This window comes from Leptospira barantonii, from assembly GCF_002811925.1.
Classification (GTDB): Bacteria; Spirochaetota; Leptospiria; order Leptospirales; family Leptospiraceae; genus Leptospira; species Leptospira barantonii.
On sequence record NZ_NPDS01000002.1, the window covers coordinates 367,552 to 384,891 of the forward strand.

General features: G+C 43.4%; 16 protein-coding genes. 11 read left to right on the forward strand and 5 right to left on the reverse strand.

Annotated elements, in window-relative coordinates; translation table 11 throughout:
- Positions 1–55: 55 nt before the first annotated feature.
- Both CH367_RS06445 and CH367_RS06450 read right to left on the reverse strand, forming a co-directional pair.
- Entirely contained in the window at positions 56–1,060 is a 1,005-nt protein-coding gene (locus CH367_RS06445) for a sulfate ABC transporter substrate-binding protein (protein ID WP_100761665.1), read from the reverse strand.
- Positions 1,061–1,091: 31 nt separating this feature from the next.
- Positions 1,092–2,903, reverse strand: coding sequence for an alginate export family protein (locus CH367_RS06450; protein ID WP_165783249.1), 1,812 nt, complete (start codon positions 2,901–2,903; stop codon positions 1,092–1,094).
- 488 nt (positions 2,904–3,391) lie between these two features.
- Between CH367_RS06450 and CH367_RS06455 the strand changes: the two genes are divergently transcribed.
- The 9 genes from CH367_RS06455 to CH367_RS06495 all read left to right on the forward strand — a co-directional run bounded on the left by CH367_RS06455 (position 3,392) and on the right by CH367_RS06495 (position 12,680).
- The gene (locus tag CH367_RS06455) at positions 3,392–5,368 is read left to right on the forward strand and encodes a PP2C family protein-serine/threonine phosphatase (RefSeq protein WP_165783229.1); all 1,977 of its coding nucleotides are present in this window, start codon (positions 3,392–3,394) and stop codon (positions 5,366–5,368) included.
- Between the two features lie 123 nt (positions 5,369–5,491).
- Positions 5,492–5,626 (forward strand): hypothetical protein, encoded by a 135-nt coding sequence (locus CH367_RS21055; RefSeq protein WP_100761668.1) that lies wholly within the window; start codon positions 5,492–5,494, stop codon positions 5,624–5,626.
- Positions 5,627–5,719: 93 nt separating this feature from the next.
- On the forward strand, positions 5,720–8,068 hold the full coding sequence (locus CH367_RS06465) for a hypothetical protein (RefSeq protein ID WP_100761669.1): 2,349 nt from the start codon (positions 5,720–5,722) through the stop codon (positions 8,066–8,068).
- The gene (locus CH367_RS06470) at positions 8,068–9,210 is read left to right on the forward strand and encodes a DUF445 family protein (RefSeq protein WP_425268801.1); all 1,143 of its coding nucleotides are present in this window, start codon (positions 8,068–8,070) and stop codon (positions 9,208–9,210) included. The genes CH367_RS06465 and CH367_RS06470 overlap by 1 nt, the downstream gene beginning before the upstream one ends.
- A 118-nt stretch (positions 9,211–9,328) precedes the next feature.
- Positions 9,329–9,760: an iron chaperone gene (locus CH367_RS06475; RefSeq protein ID WP_100761671.1), complete on the forward strand. Its 432-nt coding sequence runs from the start codon at positions 9,329–9,331 to the stop codon at positions 9,758–9,760.
- A complete protein-coding gene (locus tag CH367_RS06480; protein ID WP_100761672.1) occupies positions 9,757–10,494 on the forward strand; it encodes a DNA alkylation repair protein in 738 nt (245 codons plus the stop codon). The genes CH367_RS06475 and CH367_RS06480 overlap by 4 nt, the downstream gene beginning before the upstream one ends.
- A gap of 55 nt (positions 10,495–10,549) precedes the next feature.
- Entirely contained in the window at positions 10,550–11,257 is a 708-nt protein-coding gene (locus CH367_RS06485; RefSeq protein WP_100761673.1) for a pirin family protein, read from the forward strand.
- Positions 11,258–11,264: 7 nt separating this feature from the next.
- Positions 11,265–11,594, forward strand: coding sequence for a DUF1330 domain-containing protein (locus CH367_RS06490; RefSeq protein ID WP_100761674.1), 330 nt, complete (start codon positions 11,265–11,267; stop codon positions 11,592–11,594).
- A 42-nt stretch (positions 11,595–11,636) separates the two neighbouring features.
- Positions 11,637–12,680, forward strand: a complete 1,044-nt coding sequence (locus tag CH367_RS06495; RefSeq protein ID WP_100761675.1) for a sulfite exporter TauE/SafE family protein — start codon at positions 11,637–11,639, stop codon at positions 12,678–12,680.
- A gap of 127 nt (positions 12,681–12,807) precedes the next feature.
- On the opposite strand, the gene CH367_RS06500 is transcribed toward CH367_RS06495, so the two are convergent.
- On the reverse strand, positions 12,808–13,218 hold the full coding sequence (locus tag CH367_RS06500; RefSeq protein ID WP_100761676.1) for a hypothetical protein: 411 nt from the start codon (positions 13,216–13,218) through the stop codon (positions 12,808–12,810).
- A 214-nt stretch (positions 13,219–13,432) separates the two neighbouring features.
- Between CH367_RS06500 and CH367_RS06505 the strand changes: the two genes are divergently transcribed.
- Positions 13,433–13,831: a DUF1761 family protein gene (locus CH367_RS06505; RefSeq protein WP_100761677.1), complete on the forward strand. Its 399-nt coding sequence runs from the start codon at positions 13,433–13,435 to the stop codon at positions 13,829–13,831.
- A 21-nt stretch (positions 13,832–13,852) separates the two neighbouring features.
- On the opposite strand, the gene CH367_RS06510 is transcribed toward CH367_RS06505, so the two are convergent.
- Together CH367_RS06510 and CH367_RS06515 are read right to left on the reverse strand one after the other, a co-directional pair.
- Positions 13,853–15,415 carry an FAD-dependent monooxygenase gene (locus CH367_RS06510; RefSeq protein WP_100761678.1) on the reverse strand — a complete coding sequence of 521 codons (1,563 nt, stop codon included), beginning with the start codon at positions 15,413–15,415 and terminating at the stop codon, positions 13,853–13,855.
- A gap of 64 nt (positions 15,416–15,479) precedes the next feature.
- On the reverse strand, positions 15,480–16,616 hold the full coding sequence (locus CH367_RS06515; protein ID WP_100761679.1) for an FAD-dependent oxidoreductase: 1,137 nt from the start codon (positions 16,614–16,616) through the stop codon (positions 15,480–15,482).
- A gap of 127 nt (positions 16,617–16,743) precedes the next feature.
- Here CH367_RS06515 and CH367_RS06520 point away from each other — a divergent pair, with 127 nt between their 5' ends.
- A complete protein-coding gene (locus tag CH367_RS06520; RefSeq protein ID WP_165783230.1) occupies positions 16,744–17,304 on the forward strand; it encodes a TetR/AcrR family transcriptional regulator in 561 nt (186 codons plus the stop codon).
- Positions 17,305–17,340: the final 36 nt, after the last annotated feature.

Sequence of the window (17,340 nt, forward strand, 5' to 3'; positions counted from 1 at the left end):
ATCGAAAGAAAATTCCGCGTTGGAAGCGGAATTTTCTCCATTCTTTTCCGACGTTTTACTTCACGTAGAGTTGGTCGAAGGATGCACCGTCGGCAAAATGATCTTTTTGCGCCTTATGCCATCCGCCGAAATGTCCGTCCACAGTGATTAGATCCAACTTAGGGAACTTGCTTTCGTGTTTCTTGAGAATCGCAGGATTTCTAGGACGATAACCGTGTTTCGCGATGATCTCTTGAGCCGCGTCGGAGTAGAGCGACTTGAGATACGCCTTTGCGGTTTCAATCGTTCCGTGTTTTTCCGCGTTCTTTTCCACGATCGCAACCGGAGGTTCCGCAAGAATGCTCAAGGAAGGAATTACGACTTCGTATTTGTCCTTACCGAACTCTTCGAGAATGAGAAAGGATTCGTTTTCCCAAGCGATCAGCACGTCTCCGATTCCGTTTTGTGCGAACGTATTGCTCGAACCTCTCGCTCCCGAATCGAGAACAGGAACGTTCTTATATAACGTTTTTATAAAGTCTTGAACCTTGCCCGGATCGTTGTTGAATTTCTTTTGTGCGAAAGCCCAAGCCGCGAGATAATTCCAACGTGCGCCTCCGCTCGTTTTAGGATTCGGAGTGATCACGCTGACTTTGTTTCTTACGAGATCGTCCCAATCCTTGATGTTCTTCGGATTTCCTTTTCTCACAACGAATACAATCGTAGAAGTGTAGGGTGTGCTGTTGTTCGGAAGACTTTTCAACCAATCTCTCGCTATCAATCCTTTGGAAGCGATGATGTCGATATCGTATGCAAGAGCGAGAGTTACGATATCCGCTTCGAGCCCGTCGATTACGGATCTTGCTTGTTTACCGCTACCGCCGTGCGATTGGTTGACTCTTACTTCGTCTCCGGTTTTGGATTTCCAATAACTTGCGAATAGTTTGTTGTATTCCGCGTATAATTCCCGAGTCGGATCGTAGGATACGTTCAGAAGAGTCACGTCTTTTGCGAAAAGCCCTAAGTTGGCGATCGTCAAAAGAAAGACAATCGCAGTGGTTTTAAAAATTTTTGTTTTCATGTTGGTTTCCTAACTTCTAATTTTTTTTGAATTACATCGCGAACTGAACGAAAAGAAAGAAGCTGTAGGACTTATTGTCCAACGTGTATCTGTCGTTTACGTTCGGAGCCCAAGGATTGACTCTTGCGTTTCTAACCGAATCTCCTGCGAGAAGATAAGAACCGCCCGTCCAAATCGAAACGTAGTCCTTGAGGTAGAATTGATAGATCAAGTCGAATTCGTAGAAAAGACGTTTTCCGCCTCTTTCACCAAGTTTGTAACCGCCGAAGGCCGAGCCGGTATTGTTCTCAGTCGTCAAACCGGTGTTAGCCGTTCCTCCCGAAGAATACCAAGCGTCGTTTTCGGAAGCTTTTTGAATATCGTAAGCGACAAAGATGAATCTTCCGTAGTTCGCGGAATTATACATCAAGTGTACGGACTTGGTTCTTGTGTTCGACCAGAATGTCGCATTCACGATACCGTTTCCGGAATCGAAGTAAGGAAATCCTCCCGATCTTGTCGCAAAAGAAGCGTCGTATGTCGCAACCTTGTTGTCCGTTCGATTCGGATCTCCGGAACCGATCGAGTATTGTATACCCACACGAAAACGATCGAAGAAAGTGTAACCCGTCTGGGCGATGAAATACTTCGCGTCGTATTCCACGTTTTCCGTATAAATTCTTTGAGAAGTCGACTTACCGTCCACGGTTTGTTTGAGAGTATCCCAACCTGCGTTCACTCTTTGACCGTTGAAGCCGTATTGCCAAGAACCTTCGAGAGTCCAATCCCAAGATTTCGTTTTCGGCAAACGATTGTTATCCGTTCTGTTTGTTAAACGAAATCCTACCGTGTTTAAATCGTCCCTTTGTCTGGTTCTATCCAAACTAGAAGTGGGGGTCGGGCCTTGTTCCCATTTTTTATCGATATTGAAGTAGTAAAGATCCACAAGGAAGTCTTCGAATTTCAGAGTGTTGTATAAACCGGAAAGATACGTATCGTTTACGGTTCCGCGTTTGACTCCGTTCGCGGTGTTGTTACCGCTACCCGCGTTTGTGTCTTCCGCGATGATGGACGTAAACGCTTCCGAGTTGAAATGTTTGGAATTGTATTTCACTCTCGCGCCGTCGAACGAGTTACCGGTCTGGCCGTCGTTTCTTCCTCCGATGTATCGGTTATCACCGAAACCGAAGATCTGTCTTCCGAGATACACTTCGAAACCTTCCGCAAAATTCTTGAGTTGGATAAAACCTTCCCGAAGATCCGTATTGTTTTTGATACTTACTGAGTTGGTTGCGGTCGGCGCCGAGCTGAGTTCCACACCGGCCGAGTTGGAAAGACCCAAGTAACCGAGTTGTCCGTCCTTTCTGGATTGTTCACCTCCGAAAACACGAACGTCTTGGATCGTAACCTTCGCCGCTACGTAAGGATTCGGATCGATGATAAACGACACTTGCGAATTCTGAGTCGCGAAGTTCTTATCGTCCTGAGTTCGTTTATCGAAATCCGCGTTGTGGCTGTAATCGAAACGGGGACGAACCTGAAAACCCACGCGGAAAATATCGCCGAGCCAAAGACGATCCACTTTACGAACCGCGTCTTGGTGATCCGGAGCGAGAAGCATGGACTTCATAAATTCGCCGGGAAGTTTTCCTTTGTAAGGACTTTTATACGGCTCTTCCTTTGCGAGTTCTTGTTGAATTTCGGGAATCCCTTTTCCGTCGTTTTCTTGTTCTTGGTATTTCACATCGGAAGGGGGATCTAGGTTGAGAATAGGGGCAGACTCAGTCTTTGATTTTTCCTTCTTCACGTCCTGAGGAAATAAGCCGATTGTAAAAGTACAGAGTAAAAGGACTCCTGTTGTTATCTGAGTAATAAAGCTTTTCACCCAAAGCCTCCTTTTAGAAATTTTTTACCAAAAAGGACGTTTTTCTCGTTATAGTCAACTAAAAATTCGTTATATTGGATATAATTCCGGGATTTAGGAGAATATTCTATCTTTTTTATCCAATATTCTGAGAAACAAGAAGCGAATTTTGTCTCTTTGAGGACTTTTTGGGTCCTGCGTAAGGTCGGAACGATTCCACTCGAGAATTGATTTCTTTTTATAAATAGCGAAAGGTCGGAGGACCTCCAGCAAAGGCTCGAGAAATGAAATCAATTCTTTCCTAAAAGATAAAAAGAATTTGAATCGTATTCGATTTCAGAAATGATTCTCTCCCTATGTGTTCTCGGAAAGATCCGATTTCGTTTTTGAAAGTGAGAATTTTCACGCACGTTTTCCGTCGTTTCCTACGTTCTTCTCAAAATCTCTTTTTGATTCTATGCGTTTGTTTCTATCTATCCGCTTGCCAAGTGCAAGAACCGCCGATCGCAAAGGCGGGAATTTTAGAGGCTTCTTCATGGGATTTTTCCAAGAAGGGGAAGTTGACTCTTCGGGGAGAATGGATGTTTCACTGGGGAGCTTGGAAATATCTTTCCTCGGAGAAAGAAGGAGAAAATCTAAAAACCTCCTCCGAGATCGTCTATGTTCCTTCCGCTTGGAACGGAGAAAACAGAAACGGAAAAGGATTCGGAAGTTACACTCTCGACGTCAAACTTCCCGAGAATGTTTCCAAGTTGGGAATGATTCTTCCCGATCAGAGTTCCTCTTACGAACTCTTTTTAAACGGACGTCAGGTTTTGAACTCCGGAAAAATCCAAAGAAAGAAGGACGGAAGCCTCGACGCGGTCGAAGAGGGAGCCAAGCCGTTATTTTTGGAATTCGAACCTTCCGGTTCCGATCTGCAAATCGTATTACAAATCGCGAATGAAGATCTGAGACTCGGAGGTTTTTGGTCTCCGATCGTGATCGGGGAAGTCGAAGCACTTCGTTCCGAATGGAATCGTTCCCTTCGATTGGACGCGTTTTTGGTGGGAGGACTTTTGATCATGTCCTTTCTGCATCTTTCGTTTTACTTCGTAAGAAGAAAGGAAACCCCTTCGCTTTATTTCGGTTTGTTCTGTCTTCTGATGGGTTCGAGAAGTTTGTTTCCCGGAAACCGTTTGATTCTAGAATATACGGACGCAATCAATTATGAGAATATAATCAGAATTGAATATTTGACTTTCTATTTATCGGTTCCCGTCTTTTTGAACTACATTCTTTCCTTATATCCACGCGATCTAAAAAGGGTTTTTGTGGATATTCTCTGGTGGATATCGATCGTCGCTTCCGCGATGGTTATCTTTTTTCCGATGAGAATTTTTACGCATACGATTCCTATCTATTATCTAAACGCGTTTATGGCGGGTAGCCTCGGTCTTTATACGCTCATCCGCGCGGTCCGCAAAAAAAGGGAAGGTTCTCTGATTCTTTTATCTGGATTCGTTTTTATCTATCTCGCGATGATCAACGATCTTTTGTATGTGAGTTACTATTTGGAGACCGGTTATTATTCTTCCCTGGGGACCTTTATCTTTTTGGCGGCTCAGTCGGTTTCGCTTTCGGTGAGAAATTCCAAGAACATGCAAAGACTTTTCGATCTATCCAGAAACTTGGAAAAAAAAGTGGAGGAAAGAACACATCGACTTCGTTTCGCTCTGAGAACGATCGAAGAGGATTTGGACATGGCGGTCAAAATTCAGACGGACTTCTTGGAGGTTCCGGACGATGTCGTATTAAAAAAAGCGGGAATCAGACTCTATTCTTTCTATCAACCGATCTCCAAAGTGGGCGGCGACTTCTATATCGTTCGTCCGGTGGGAGAGAAAAAGCTCAGAATCTTTTTGGCGGACGCAATCGGTCACGGAGTTCAAGCCTCTCTCATGACGATGGTGATTCAAAGCGAATACAATTCGATCTTCGATTCTAAACTTTCACCGGGACAACTGTTGACAAAACTTTCGGGACGTTTCAGCGCTCGAATCGGAGACGTAAGTCCGTTTTTTTCGGGATTGGTTCTCGATTTAGATTTAGAAAATAATAAAATTCTAATATCAAGCGCGGGAAATCCGCCTTGTGTTCTCGATTCGAAAGAGGAAACGGTTTCTTTGGATCTGATCGGACCTTATGCGGGGATGATTCCCGGTTATACATACGAAGAATTGTCCAAGGATTTACCGAATGAATTCAGATTGTTTCTGTTTACGGACGGACTTCCGGATCGATTTATTTTTTCGGAAGAGGAACTCGAGAATTTCTCAATGGAACAATGGCTCAAACAAAGAAGAAGCGGATCGATCGGAAGCGTTTGCAAAGAATTGTTGGATTCGGCCAACGGTCTGAATTTGCCCGATTTTAAAAAAGACGATATTACCTTGCTCGGAATCGAAAGATCGATTTTGGATTAGGGTCGGTTTTTGGATTTATAGAAAAGGCCTATTGAAAAAGATGGCATAGGACGTAAATGCGATTCTATCGATTCGAAACGGATCGATTTGTTTCCATACTTTATAAGTCCGAAGGAGTCCGATATGGCATTCAAAATGGACGGAGCAAAATTCCCAACCTTAGAAGAATTGATCGCGGCCCTCTATCCACTTTACGCGGATAAAATGTCCGAAGCGGATTTTAAAAAATACGTCCAGGAAAACGCGAAAGAAGAATAAACCTCTCGCTTAAATCCCTTGGATCGGAATTGAAAGACGATTCGTATCGTCCGTTTTGCTTGTCAGGAAATCGGCTTTCGTAAGAATCATCCCATGCAAATCATCCAGGGGAAATGGAAAATTCCTCACGCGGCGCGAAAGCCTCTCGTATTTTTCATAGTCTTCTTATTTTTATCGATACAGTTTCGTTTTTTATTTTCGGATCGGGTTCCCGATTCCGTATCCCTTCAGAATCAATTTCTAATCGCGCAGGACTATCAGGTTCTATTTAAGAATTTTCTTTCCTCGGGATACGATCGTTCTTTGCAAGGCGGAAGTCCGACGTTTTACTTTCAGTCTCCGTTTTTCTTTTTTCTAGTTTCCTTTCTTCACACTTTCTTTTTGTTTTTTTTACCGTTTAGCGTTTCATTCAATCTCGGAATTCTGATCGCGCTTTTTTTATTCTCGTACGCGTTTTTGAAATTGGGATTTTTGTTACTCACGGAAACCAATCTCAGTCCGGGCAACGCTCTCTTGACGATGACCGGGCTTATGTTTTATCTTTTGTATCCCGGCGATCGAGTTGTGGGCGCGGGTATTGTCGGAGTTTTTCAAAATTCCATATCGTCCGTACTCGGATTGGGTTTTGCGTTACTCGCGATTTATTATCTGGAAAAGTTTCGTTATACCGGAAAGGTTTCCTCGTTTTTTAAGAATCTGATCACCGGAACTCTCGTGTTTTATACACACTACGAGATGTCTTTGTTTTATGTGATCGCTCTCGGAATTTATTTTCTTTTTTACAAGGACGAGTTCGCGATTCTTGAAATCCTTTTGATCTTTCTTCTGCCGTTTTTATGCGCTTCGCCCGTGTTGTGGAATTACTTTGCGTATGTTTCCTTTCAGCAGAATCCTCCGGTTTCGTTTCCGATCAACGGGCTTTTGTCTCTTTTAGGGGAAGAATTTTCCGGATCCGTCTCGAGACCCGAAAAGGTTTTGGACGTATTTAAACAAATTCTAATAGACCAATATTGGATTCATCTTTTGTTTCCGATTTTGTTTGTGATCGGAATCCGTTTGCTTTTCATCAGAAAATTATTGCCGCCGATTTCAAGATTTCTAATATTCGGAACCTTGTTGTTTTATTGGATGGCGACGGATTCTTCCCTGTCCTTAATTTTGCCTTGGCTTCACGTTAAGTGGTATACAGCTCTCAACGTTTCTCTCGTGTTTTTGACTTTCGCCGCGCTTGTCACCGCGAGATTCTTTTTGAAAAATCTTCCTCCCGGGAAATGGAAACTCTGGACGGGGCTTCTTCTTTTTATCCTGGGAATGTATCGTTTTATCATAACCGTCCCGGGACCTTCCACCGGAATCGAAAGTCTTTCCGCAAATCCTTCGTCCGTATGGAAACAAAAGGAAGAATGGATTCGTACGTTCGAAAAAACCTCTTACGGCGCGCTCATCGCAACGGAAGAACTTGGAGGCGGGGGAGAATCCCAGGATTCTCGTTGGGCTTCCGTTCTCGTTCGACAAGCCGTTAGACGAAACATCGCTCTTCAGAATCGTTTTAAAAATTCCTTTCCTTCTTCCGCCGAGGAAATCATTCAATTGTTTCCGGTGCAGGGTCCGATCTCCGCGCTCAATACAAAGGAAAAAAACTCGGAACAACGACCCGTTCAGGAAAAGGAAAAATTATCGGCGTTGTTTTTTGAACTTTTAGCGGAAAGAGGAGTTTCCTACGTTTTACTCAGATCCGAGACGTTGAACAGACTTGCCGCCTCTTCCCCGGAAACGTTTTTACAGATCGAAAAAAGAGGAGAATGGACATTCTGGAAATTGAATGTTTCCAATCCGTTTTTGGAAGCGCTTTCTCAAAAGCCGATCGCACTTCTTTTGGAAAAAAATTCTCCGCAAAGAAAGTCCGGTTTTCGGATGGAAGAATTATCCGAGTCGATTTTGGATTCTAAATTTCGGTGGAGACATTCTTTGATTCCTTTGTCGAAGGAAGAATATCAATCGGATGAAAAATCTTTTTCAGGCGCTTATGAGGCTACCGAACTCGCTTCCTATTTTCAAAAAAAGGAAAAAGAGGAATTCGAAAAGGAATCCAAGAAAAAACCTTCTTTCAAAAAGGAGAAAGAATCGATTTCGTTCTCATCCGAAATTCATCCTTTGTCTTGGAACGATTCCGAAATCGTCTGGGAACTTTCAAATTCGATCGAACCGAATGAGTGTTCGCCGATTCTCGTTCGTTCCGGTTTTTTTCCTCTTTGGAAATCCGAGTCAGGTGAAAAGATCTACCGAACTTTAGAAGGACAGTTTTATTTTTGTTCCCGGAACGCGAAGAGTAAATTCGTATTTTATGATATTCGATCCTATGTGATCACTCTGATTCAACTTTTGCTTCCTCTTTTATTTTTCGGAGCCACTTTCTTAACCAGAAGGAAATCATCGAATTGATGTTTTTCGCATCCGAGTCGAAACATACCCCATTTCGGAAAAAACAACTTTTTTCGAATTCACTTTTGATCGGGTTTTCGACTGCGATCCTTTCGATTCTATTCTTCGGAAACTCCGAGGACGCGGTCACAAAGATCGTTCTTTCCGCTTTGGAAGGGGGTTTGATCGGAGGGCTTTGCGATTGGTTCGCCGTTTGGAAAACGTATAAGGCGATCGAAGAGGACAGTTCCACTCTTGCTTCCGAAATCGGAAACTGGGTTGCGGGGGATCTTCTCCATCACGAGGTCATTCGTTCCAGAATCAGAACCGTTTTGGAAGATCCGTCCACAAGAGACGACGTTCACGAACTTTTGCTCGAAACATTCGGAAACGAGGACAAAACAAACGAGGTTTTAAATCAACTTTTCTCGAAGGTGGAAGAAGATATCGTTCAATACGTGGTCCACTATCAGTTTAGCGGAACCGATGTCGCATTATTAAAAGAGTTAAACCGACAAAAAGACATTATGGACACGATCAAACTTCTGATCGGCGAATCCATGATCAAGGTTGCTGACACGGAGGAGTTCAAATCTCTTCTTCAGGAAATATTAGGAAAAATGAATTTAGTGGCTCAGGTGGTTCTGAGTTTGGTCGTTGATTTTCCGAAAAAGCTGAAGGAATACGGAAATCACGTCAAAGAAGGTCTTGTGATCGAGTCAAAGGACGAAAAGACCATTGAAAAATTGGTCAACCTTATGGCCGCCTCGACAGAAACGTATATTTCCTCATGGAACGAACTGCATTTGGATCAAAGAGAAAAAGCGGTACGATCCTTGATGGGATTTTTGAAAGTCCAAGCGAGCAGACTTTTGGGAACTCTCATTCAAACTCATCTCAAGGAAATCGGAGAGATTAAAACCTTACAGGAATACGCGCCGCTTCGTTCCGTTTTGGAATTCGTCGAAAAACGAATCGACGAAGGTGTTTCCGGTTATATCGGAAGACAGATCACCACAAGACTTCAAAGTCTCGATCCGAAGGATCTCAGAAAAAACTTAGAATGGAAAACGAGAAACGTTTTGGAAACGATTCGTATCAACGGAAGTATTTTGGGATTTTTTCTGGGAACCGTAACCGGTCTTATCCGGTTCTTTTTTTAATACGAAATAGACTATTTTTCTTGTTCCGATAAACGATCCGCCTTAAACATAGCCTGAATCGAATATTCAAGAATTCTCACCCAAGCAAAGGCTGAGAAGATACCATTCGGAACGTTTTATGGAAAACAAAAAATTAAGTTTTACGAATATAGACGAATACATCCGTTGTTTCCCCGAAGATATACAAACGGTTTTGGAAGAATTGCGTTCCGCGATTCAAAAGGCCGCTCCGAAATCGATAGAAAAAATCAGTTATCAAATGCCCGCGTTTGCGTTGGGTGGAAACCTGGTTTATTTTGCGGCTTATAAAAATCATATCGGATTCTATCCGACATCAAGCGGGATCAGAGCCTTTCTTCCGGAACTGACTTCTTACAAAACCTCGAAAGGAGCGATTCAATTTCCGATCGAAGAACCTCTTCCTCTGAAACTGATTGCAAAAATCGTAAAGTTCCGAGTAAAAGAAAATACGGAAGCTATGGTCGCAAAAAAGAAGAAGACCGTAAAAAAACCTAAAAAAGCCGTAAAAAGAAGGACCACATCCAAATGAAAACCTCTTCGGCAAACGAATTCATCCGCGAACTGAGCGCATTCAAAACAAAAGCCGATCTGGAAAAGAATCTAAAGTTTTTACACAACCCAGGAAAGGACAATCTTTGTCTCGGAGTGCGGATGGGAAAAATTTTCGAAACCGCAAAAACATACAAGGATCTACAATCTTCCGAAATCGTAAAACTGTTACAAAGTGAATATTATGAAATTCGAATGGGCGCCGTGAGTATTCTCGATTTTATCGCTCGGGATAAAAAGACCGATGAAACAAAACGTAAGGAAATTTTCGATCTCTATCTAAAAAATCACGATCGAATCAACAACTGGGATCTAGTGGATCGATCCGCGCCTCATGTAGTCGGGCAATATCTTTTCGATAAATCCAGAAAACCTTTGTATCAATTAGCCAAATCCAAAAAACCGATGGAAAGAAGAACCGCCATCGTAAGCACGCAATACTTTATCAAATACGGGGATTTGGAGGACACTTTCGGAATTGCGGAAATTCTTATCAAAGACCCGGAAGAAACCGTACAAAAGGCGATCGGAAGTTGGATTCGAGAAGCGGGAAAAAAGGACGAAGACAAGTTGTTCGTTTTTTTGGATCAACATTCTCAAAAACTTTCCAGAATCGCTCTCCGAGCCGCGGTCGAAAAGTTGGATCGCAAACATAAAGACTTCTACGTAACAAACTCGAAATCCGAAACAAAACATTCAAAAGATATGAAATAAAATTTAGAACGTCGACCTTGTGTCTTGTTTGCGAGTCTAATGCTTAAGGAGTTTTATGGAAGCTATCTATCACGCACAAGAAACCAGAGGAAAGGCCGATTTCGGTTGGCTTAAGAGCAGACATACCTTTAGTTTCAGTTCTTACTTCGATCCAAGCAGGGTTCAGTTCGGAAAATTAAGGGTGTTAAACGACGATATCGTGATCGGAGGAAAAGGTTTTCCGCCGCATCCTCACGAGAATATGGAAATCGTTTCGATTCCGCTTTCCGGAAGTTTGGAACATCAAGATAGCGAAGGAAATCAATCCGTAATTCAATCGGGAGAAGTGCAGATCATGTCCGCAGGAACCGGGATCGTTCATTCCGAGTTCAACGCTTCACCCACGGATCCGGTCAACTTTTTGCAGATTTGGATTTTACCGGATAAGATCGGTATCAAACCGAGATACGAACAGAAGAAATTCGACGTAGAGGATCGAAAGGGAAAATTTCAAACCGTGGTCTCTCCCGATCAGGGCAACGGCGCGGTTTGGATCAATCAAAACGTGACCTTTTCACTCGCACATGGAACAAAAGATTTAAAAATCGATTATATTCCAAAAAATGAAAGTGGAGGCGTTTATTTTTTCCTAATCTCCGGTTCTGCGGAGATCGCAGGCAAAAAACTTTCGGCGAGGGACGGTTTCGGTGTTCCCGTAAACGGAGACCTTGAAGTGAAATTTTTGGAAGAATGCGAACTTTTGGCGATCGATACTCCTTTGTGATTTGTATATGACAAACAATGTAGATCCCTCACCAAAAGCGTTTGAAATGGTCGTCGGTCTGGAAGTGATCGACGACTTAGTTTACACAAAGTATAGAGCCGCTATGACGCCCTTGCTTACGACGTATGGCGGCGGCTTTCGTTACGACTTTAAGATTCTTGAAGTTTTAAAAAACGAAGACGGCAATCCGATCAATCGGGTTTTTACGATCTACTTTAAGGACAAAAAGAGTAGAGACGCCTTTTTTGCAGATCCGGAATATCTAAAGATTCGAACGGAGTTTTTTCAAACTTCCGTGAAATCCGCTACTTACATCAGCGAATACGAACGATTCTAAAAATTATAATATTCCAATTTTAGAATATAGAATTGATTTTTTATGTTTTTTAGCGAAATTGCGCTCTTCTTTACGGCTTATGCTTCCTTTCTCCTGAGCGCCATTTGCGGAGGCGGGGCCGGTCTGATCTTAATTCCTGTCTTGGGCGCCTTTCTTCCGATTCAATTCGTCCCCGCCGCATTGTCGATCGGCACGTTTACGAGTTCCGCTTCCCGATTGTTCGTTTTCTTTCGAAGAATTCGTTTTGATATCGTTCGATGGTTTTTACCTCCCGCCGTCGGCGCCGTATGGCTCGGTGCGTGGCTGATTCAATACGTCAATCCGTTGTTTATGGAAGCGTTCATCGGAATTTTTTTAATCAGCAATCTTCCGATTCTTTTTAAAAAGGAGAATCCTTCAGAATCGTATGACAAACCGAAGGTGGTTCATCTGGCGATCATCGGATTTTTAGCGGGATTTGTTTCCGGAATCACCGGCGCGGTCGGCTTGTTGTTCAACAAATTCTACTTACGAAGCGGAATGTCGAAAGAGGAGATAGTAGCCACAAGAGCGGCGAATGAAATTTTTCTACATCTGATCAAACTGGTTTTATACGCGTTATTCGGTCTGATCAACGCTAAAGCCATTCTCATCGGGTCTATCGTTGCCTTTGCCGCCTTGGTTTCGACGTTGAGCATGAAAAAAGTTTTAGACTGGATCAACGAAATTCTATTTAGAAAGATCGGCTACTTTGCCATGACGATTTCCGGAGTTCTGCTCTTAACTCAATCGGCGATCGGCTTTGCTTCCTCAAATCGGGCCAACGTTTCCCTTGTGCCCATTCAAAAAGGAACGGAAGCCAAACTCAGTTGGCAACAGGCAAGTTTTAGTTTAGAATTCACATGGGACGAAGGACTGGAAGTCGAACAAGTCATTCCGGTCACAGATCTTTCCCCGGAACGGCAATCAAAACTTCTGAATACCAAGGAGGAATTGAATGCGGAAATCGTCATCATAGAGGCGGTCTACGCGCTCGGTCGAAATTCATACGAAGCCTATTTCTACGGAGGCGGGAAGTTAATTCAAAAAATTGAATTTAAAGAATGATGAATGTTTTAAAATTTTTTCATTTGGAAAAGAATGAATCACATTCTATATTCCTTAAGTATCCGAGATTGACATTCTCATTTTACCCGGATACTTAAGTTTATAAATTTATTTCGAACGGAAACGATCAGCCCCCGCAATAAGCCGGAGGATTGTTTGCGGGATTTCGAACTCTGGAATAACAGTTAGGCCCAGTCCCCCCAGGGCTATTTACGCCTAAAAGATTCCACTGTGTTACGGGGTAGTTTGCCGTTGAAGGCGGACCTGCCGGCCAATCGAATCTGTAATTCCCTTCGCTCATTTTAACGATCAATCCTTTTACTGCGCCTTGAGTGGTTTGCATGCAAGAGATTACGGTGTTGTTGTTGATGATCAGCCAGGCAACGGGATTCGGAGTCGGATCTTGTTGACAGCCGTAGTCTATTACCCAGTTTCCGTTTAAAAGAGTTTGGTTATCTTCCGATGCGATTTTCTCTCCCTTACAGCCGAATACAAAAACCGCAGTAAGCAGGAGTAACAGTAACGTAACTTTTCTCATGAATTATCCTTTAAGAAATAAGTAATTTCCATTTTTTGATGGAAAAAGAATGAATAGTATATTAAAATATAGTCAAATTCTTTTTTATAAAATTATGAAATTCTTTTATTTAAGTTCGAAAATGCGACTTCTAAGGAATTAACCTTGACCCAAACAAGGATTCGATTCAGATACGTTCGTTTCGAGAGCTTCCCATTTTCAAAGGAGAGTTTGTATGAACGAAAGTATTTTAGCTCCCATTGTTTCCGGGATCGCAGGATTTATCTGCGCGTTTGTTTTTAGCGGACCGATCTACTTCGTTCTTTCCAAATACTTGAATTTTCCCAAACAAGAAGCGGTAAAGAATGTAGGATTCAAAGTATTTTTAAATTTTTCGGTCTTTATTTTGACGGCGTTTTCTTTGTGGATCGTACTCGGGAACATAACGATTCTAAACATCCTTCAAGGACAATGGATCGCGTTTGTGATTTGGCTGGGATTTATTTTTACTTCGAGTTCGATCGATGTGATCTGGAAGGATAAATCGATCAAACTTTGGATTTTTGAATCCGTATCTTCTTGTATCACGATTCAAGTTCTTTGTTTTGTCCTACTGTTGCTCTCCGACCGATGAACAGTCAAGAATTTGAATTCTTTACTTTATAATATTCGAATTTCGAACAAACCAATGTGCGATAACTTTTTGAAGTTCGTCGAGATCTGCGTCGTTGTCGCAGGCCCATACGACAATTCCATCGGGACGTATCAGTAGAGAACTCAACGAGAATTTTTCCTTCGCATTGTATGAGATATATTGAATGGAATCATCATACTCGCTCGTCAAAGTTTTCAAGGTCTCATTCCGATCAAAGTCAAGCAGAACACCTTTGCCGTTACGCATAAGCTCACTCATTCTTACGTCGTCTTCAAACTCAAAGTTGGGAACGCTACATCCTAGAAGAGGGTGATCGCCTTCAACGCTATAACGGGTAAAAATTCCCCAGACCCTTCCTGCAAAGTATGTGGCGCCGTCTCGGGTATTCATAAGATCACGAACGATTGTGTTCAACGCACGTGTTTGCGGATCCGGTTTCATAATTTCAACCTGGGCTCGCGACCAATCCAAAACATGCAAGCCGATCGGATGTCGTTCCGTTTGATAAGTATCCAGCAAACCGTTCGGCGCTTTCTTTTGAATCGTTGCCGCGAGTTTCCAACCGAGATTCATCGCATCGCCCAATCCGAGATTCAATCCTTGTCCGCCTAACGGAGAATGGATATGTGCGGCGTCGCCCGCCAAGAAAATTCTTCCTCTGCGATACGTTGTGGCTTGCCTTGCACGATCGGTCCAAGTTGTCGCGGTATGCAAAGCGGTAATCGTAACATCGGTGTCAGAAATACGACGTAGAACTTCTTGCACTTTTTCTAATGTGATTGGTTTCTCCGAACTATGAAATTCTCCCCCGTCGAAATCTTGAATCACTACGTAACCCGGTTGAGATTGAAGATACATTCCTTTGGACGTTATGTTTCGACCGGGTTTTAACTTTTCCGGATCGACAATGTCAACGTGAGTGGAGTAGCCCGTGAACTCGGGCTCCGTGCCGGCGAATTCGAAACCTCCGTTCTTACGAACCGCACTTCGACTTCCGTCACAACCCACGAGCCATCTTCCTCTAAAGGAATGGTTCTCCGATTGAACGAGAACTTCTTCTTCGGTTTGATGAAAGGAAGTCAACGCAAACCCGCGTTTGATTTCCACGCCTAAGACTTCGGCGCTACGCGCGAGAATGGATTCAAGTTCGCTCATTTCGGAAATCAAGCTAGTCGGGGTCGAACTCGGAAGACGATATTTCCACTGCGTAACGTCGATATCACCTTCATGAAACGGAATACCCGCAAAGTGCCCGACTTGACGACGCGCTCCTTGTCCCGAGTTGGAATGCGGATTCTTCAGTCGTTTATGGATTTCAAGTTCATCCAAGAGCCCGCGGCGATCCAACGCTTCGATCGTGGGCGCCGATAAACCCCTTATGCCGAAAGGAATTTGTTTCAATGGAGAATGTGGATTCTCCGTCTTTTCCAAAATGAGAACGGAACATTTCGCCAACGCAAGTTCACAAGCAAGGAAAAGGCCTACGGGTCCCGCGCCGGAAACGATCACATCGTATATGGGATCGTTTTGTCTAGTACCATTCTTTTCTAATATAGATTTCATAATAAATTAACCTCGAGTTTAAAAAATAAATCGGAGGATCGGTGTGTGCGATCCGATCCGTCGACTATACGTTTGCGAAAAAATCGACCATACTTTGCGGAGCGTTGTCTCCATAACACACTTTGAAGATCACTTCCGCGTCGACTGCGGCGGAAGCGCTTCTCGAAAAAAGTTCCGCCTCATAAATTTCGAGTGCGCGCTCTATATCATTTGGATTTGCGGCGATCGCCTTTCCCAGTTCCGCTCCGTCATACATCGCGAGATTGGCCCCTTCACCGGACGGAACCATCAGATGAGCCGCGTCGCCGATCAACGTAACTCCGGGAATACGATCCCATGTATGATCGGACGGAAGAGCGTGAAGGGAACGAGGCACGGGAGAAGTATCGCTTTCCGTAATGAGAGCCGTAAGCTCCGGCGCCCAACCTTCGAATTCTTGAACCACCCTTGACAACGCCGTTTGCTTATCTGAAAAATCGATTTGAGAAATCCAATCCTCCGATTTTTCCAACGCAACATACGCATGAAGAACGCCGTCCGGTTCTCGATGCGCTACAATTCCTTTTCCGGGTGACAACGCGAATAACGCACCGCTACCGACCGCATCCGCGCTTGCCTTGTGACGCAAATCACAATCATACAAATACGTTTCCACAAACATGGTGCCAACATAAGAAGGTTTCGCTTGAGAAAGAATAGGGCGAACCTTGGACCAAGCTCCGTCCGCACCCACAAGAAGATCCGTGGTAATTACGGAGCCGTTTGTAAAGATCACTTCGTGTTTTCCGTCTCCGATCGAGGACACTTCTTTCACTTTGTATCCCCAGAGAACCGCTTCGGCGGGGAGTGAGTCGAGTAGAATCTGACGAAGATCGCCTCGTTTTACCTCGGGGCGTGTGCTCGATCCGTCGTCCGGTTCCTCGAATAAAACGTTTCCATTCCGATCTAAAACCCGAGACGCTTGACCGCCCGCGTGAATGATCTTCGGAAACTTTTCTTCAAACAACCCCGCGGCTTTGAGTGCGAGTTGCCCGTCGTTTTCGTGAATATCGAGCATTCCTCCTTGAGTTCGAGAGTTTGCGGAAGATTCCGCTTCGAACACGGTCGCTTGAATTCCGTGAACGTGAAGAACACGAGCCAGAGTTAATCCTCCTAAACCTCCGCCTATGATTGCAATGGGAATGTGTTTTGTGTGAGTCATAACTTATCTCCTTAAATCGAATTTAAACGAACGAATTTCTTAAAATTATATTGACTAAAATATTTAAGTAAATAAAACTTTTAAGTAAGAATAAATTACAACAAAAAAATTCTGGAAGTAATTAAATTTGGGACTACGAGAAATAAAAAAGAAACAAACCCGTAAGGCGATCTCGGATATGGCGACTCGACTTTTTATCGAAAAGGGATATCACGAGGTCACGACGTCGGAAATCGCCAAACTCGCGAATGTATCCGTGCCGACTTTGTTCAATTATTTTGAAAACAAGGAATCTCTCGTTTTTGACGAGGACGTAGAAAGGGAAGAACGGCTCGTAGAAGCGGTCGTATCGAGAAAAAAAGGAACTTCCATACTCGACTCGCTTCGCGATTTCGGGATGGACAATCCTGCGTTTAACCCAGCAAACCGAAAACTCGTTCGGGATTTTAGAAATCTGATCCGATCCACGCCGGAACTTTCCATCTATGAAAGACAAATTTCAATGAGATACGAAAACTCATTGGCTAAAGTTCTTCAGAAAGAGGCTAAGAAAGAATTAGGAAAGGTAGAAGCTCATGCGATTGCACATTTTATCTTGGATGCTTTTTACAGATCGAGCGATTCTCCCCATCCAAAAGAAACCTTGGATGCACTTTTTAAAATTCTAAAAAGCGGATGGAGCGAATGATTTTAGCGTTCCGCAAATCGTAGATTTCGCGGAACG

Bases quoted from the DNA above. Each gene is read 5' to 3' on its own strand.
- CH367_RS06445 (WP_100761665.1), bottom strand. From the start codon at position 1,060: ATGAAAACAAAAATTTTTAAAACCACTGCGATTGTCTTTCTTTTGACG.
- CH367_RS21055 (WP_100761668.1), top strand. From the start codon at position 5,492: ATGGCATTCAAAATGGACGGAGCAAAATTCCCAACCTTAGAAGAATTG.
- CH367_RS06465 (WP_100761669.1), top strand. From the start codon at position 5,720: ATGCAAATCATCCAGGGGAAATGGAAAATTCCTCACGCGGCGCGAAAG.
- CH367_RS06470 (WP_425268801.1), top strand. From the start codon at position 8,068: ATGTTTTTCGCATCCGAGTCGAAACATACCCCATTTCGGAAAAAACAA.
- CH367_RS06475 (WP_100761671.1), top strand. From the start codon at position 9,329: ATGGAAAACAAAAAATTAAGTTTTACGAATATAGACGAATACATCCGT.
- CH367_RS06480 (WP_100761672.1), top strand. From the start codon at position 9,757: ATGAAAACCTCTTCGGCAAACGAATTCATCCGCGAACTGAGCGCATTC.
- CH367_RS06485 (WP_100761673.1), top strand. From the start codon at position 10,550: ATGGAAGCTATCTATCACGCACAAGAAACCAGAGGAAAGGCCGATTTC.
- CH367_RS06490 (WP_100761674.1), top strand. From the start codon at position 11,265: ATGACAAACAATGTAGATCCCTCACCAAAAGCGTTTGAAATGGTCGTC.
- CH367_RS06495 (WP_100761675.1), top strand. From the start codon at position 11,637: ATGTTTTTTAGCGAAATTGCGCTCTTCTTTACGGCTTATGCTTCCTTT.
- CH367_RS06500 (WP_100761676.1), bottom strand. From the start codon at position 13,218: ATGAGAAAAGTTACGTTACTGTTACTCCTGCTTACTGCGGTTTTTGTA.
- CH367_RS06505 (WP_100761677.1), top strand. From the start codon at position 13,433: ATGAACGAAAGTATTTTAGCTCCCATTGTTTCCGGGATCGCAGGATTT.
- CH367_RS06510 (WP_100761678.1), bottom strand. From the start codon at position 15,415: ATGAAATCTATATTAGAAAAGAATGGTACTAGACAAAACGATCCCATA.
- CH367_RS06515 (WP_100761679.1), bottom strand. From the start codon at position 16,616: ATGACTCACACAAAACACATTCCCATTGCAATCATAGGCGGAGGTTTA.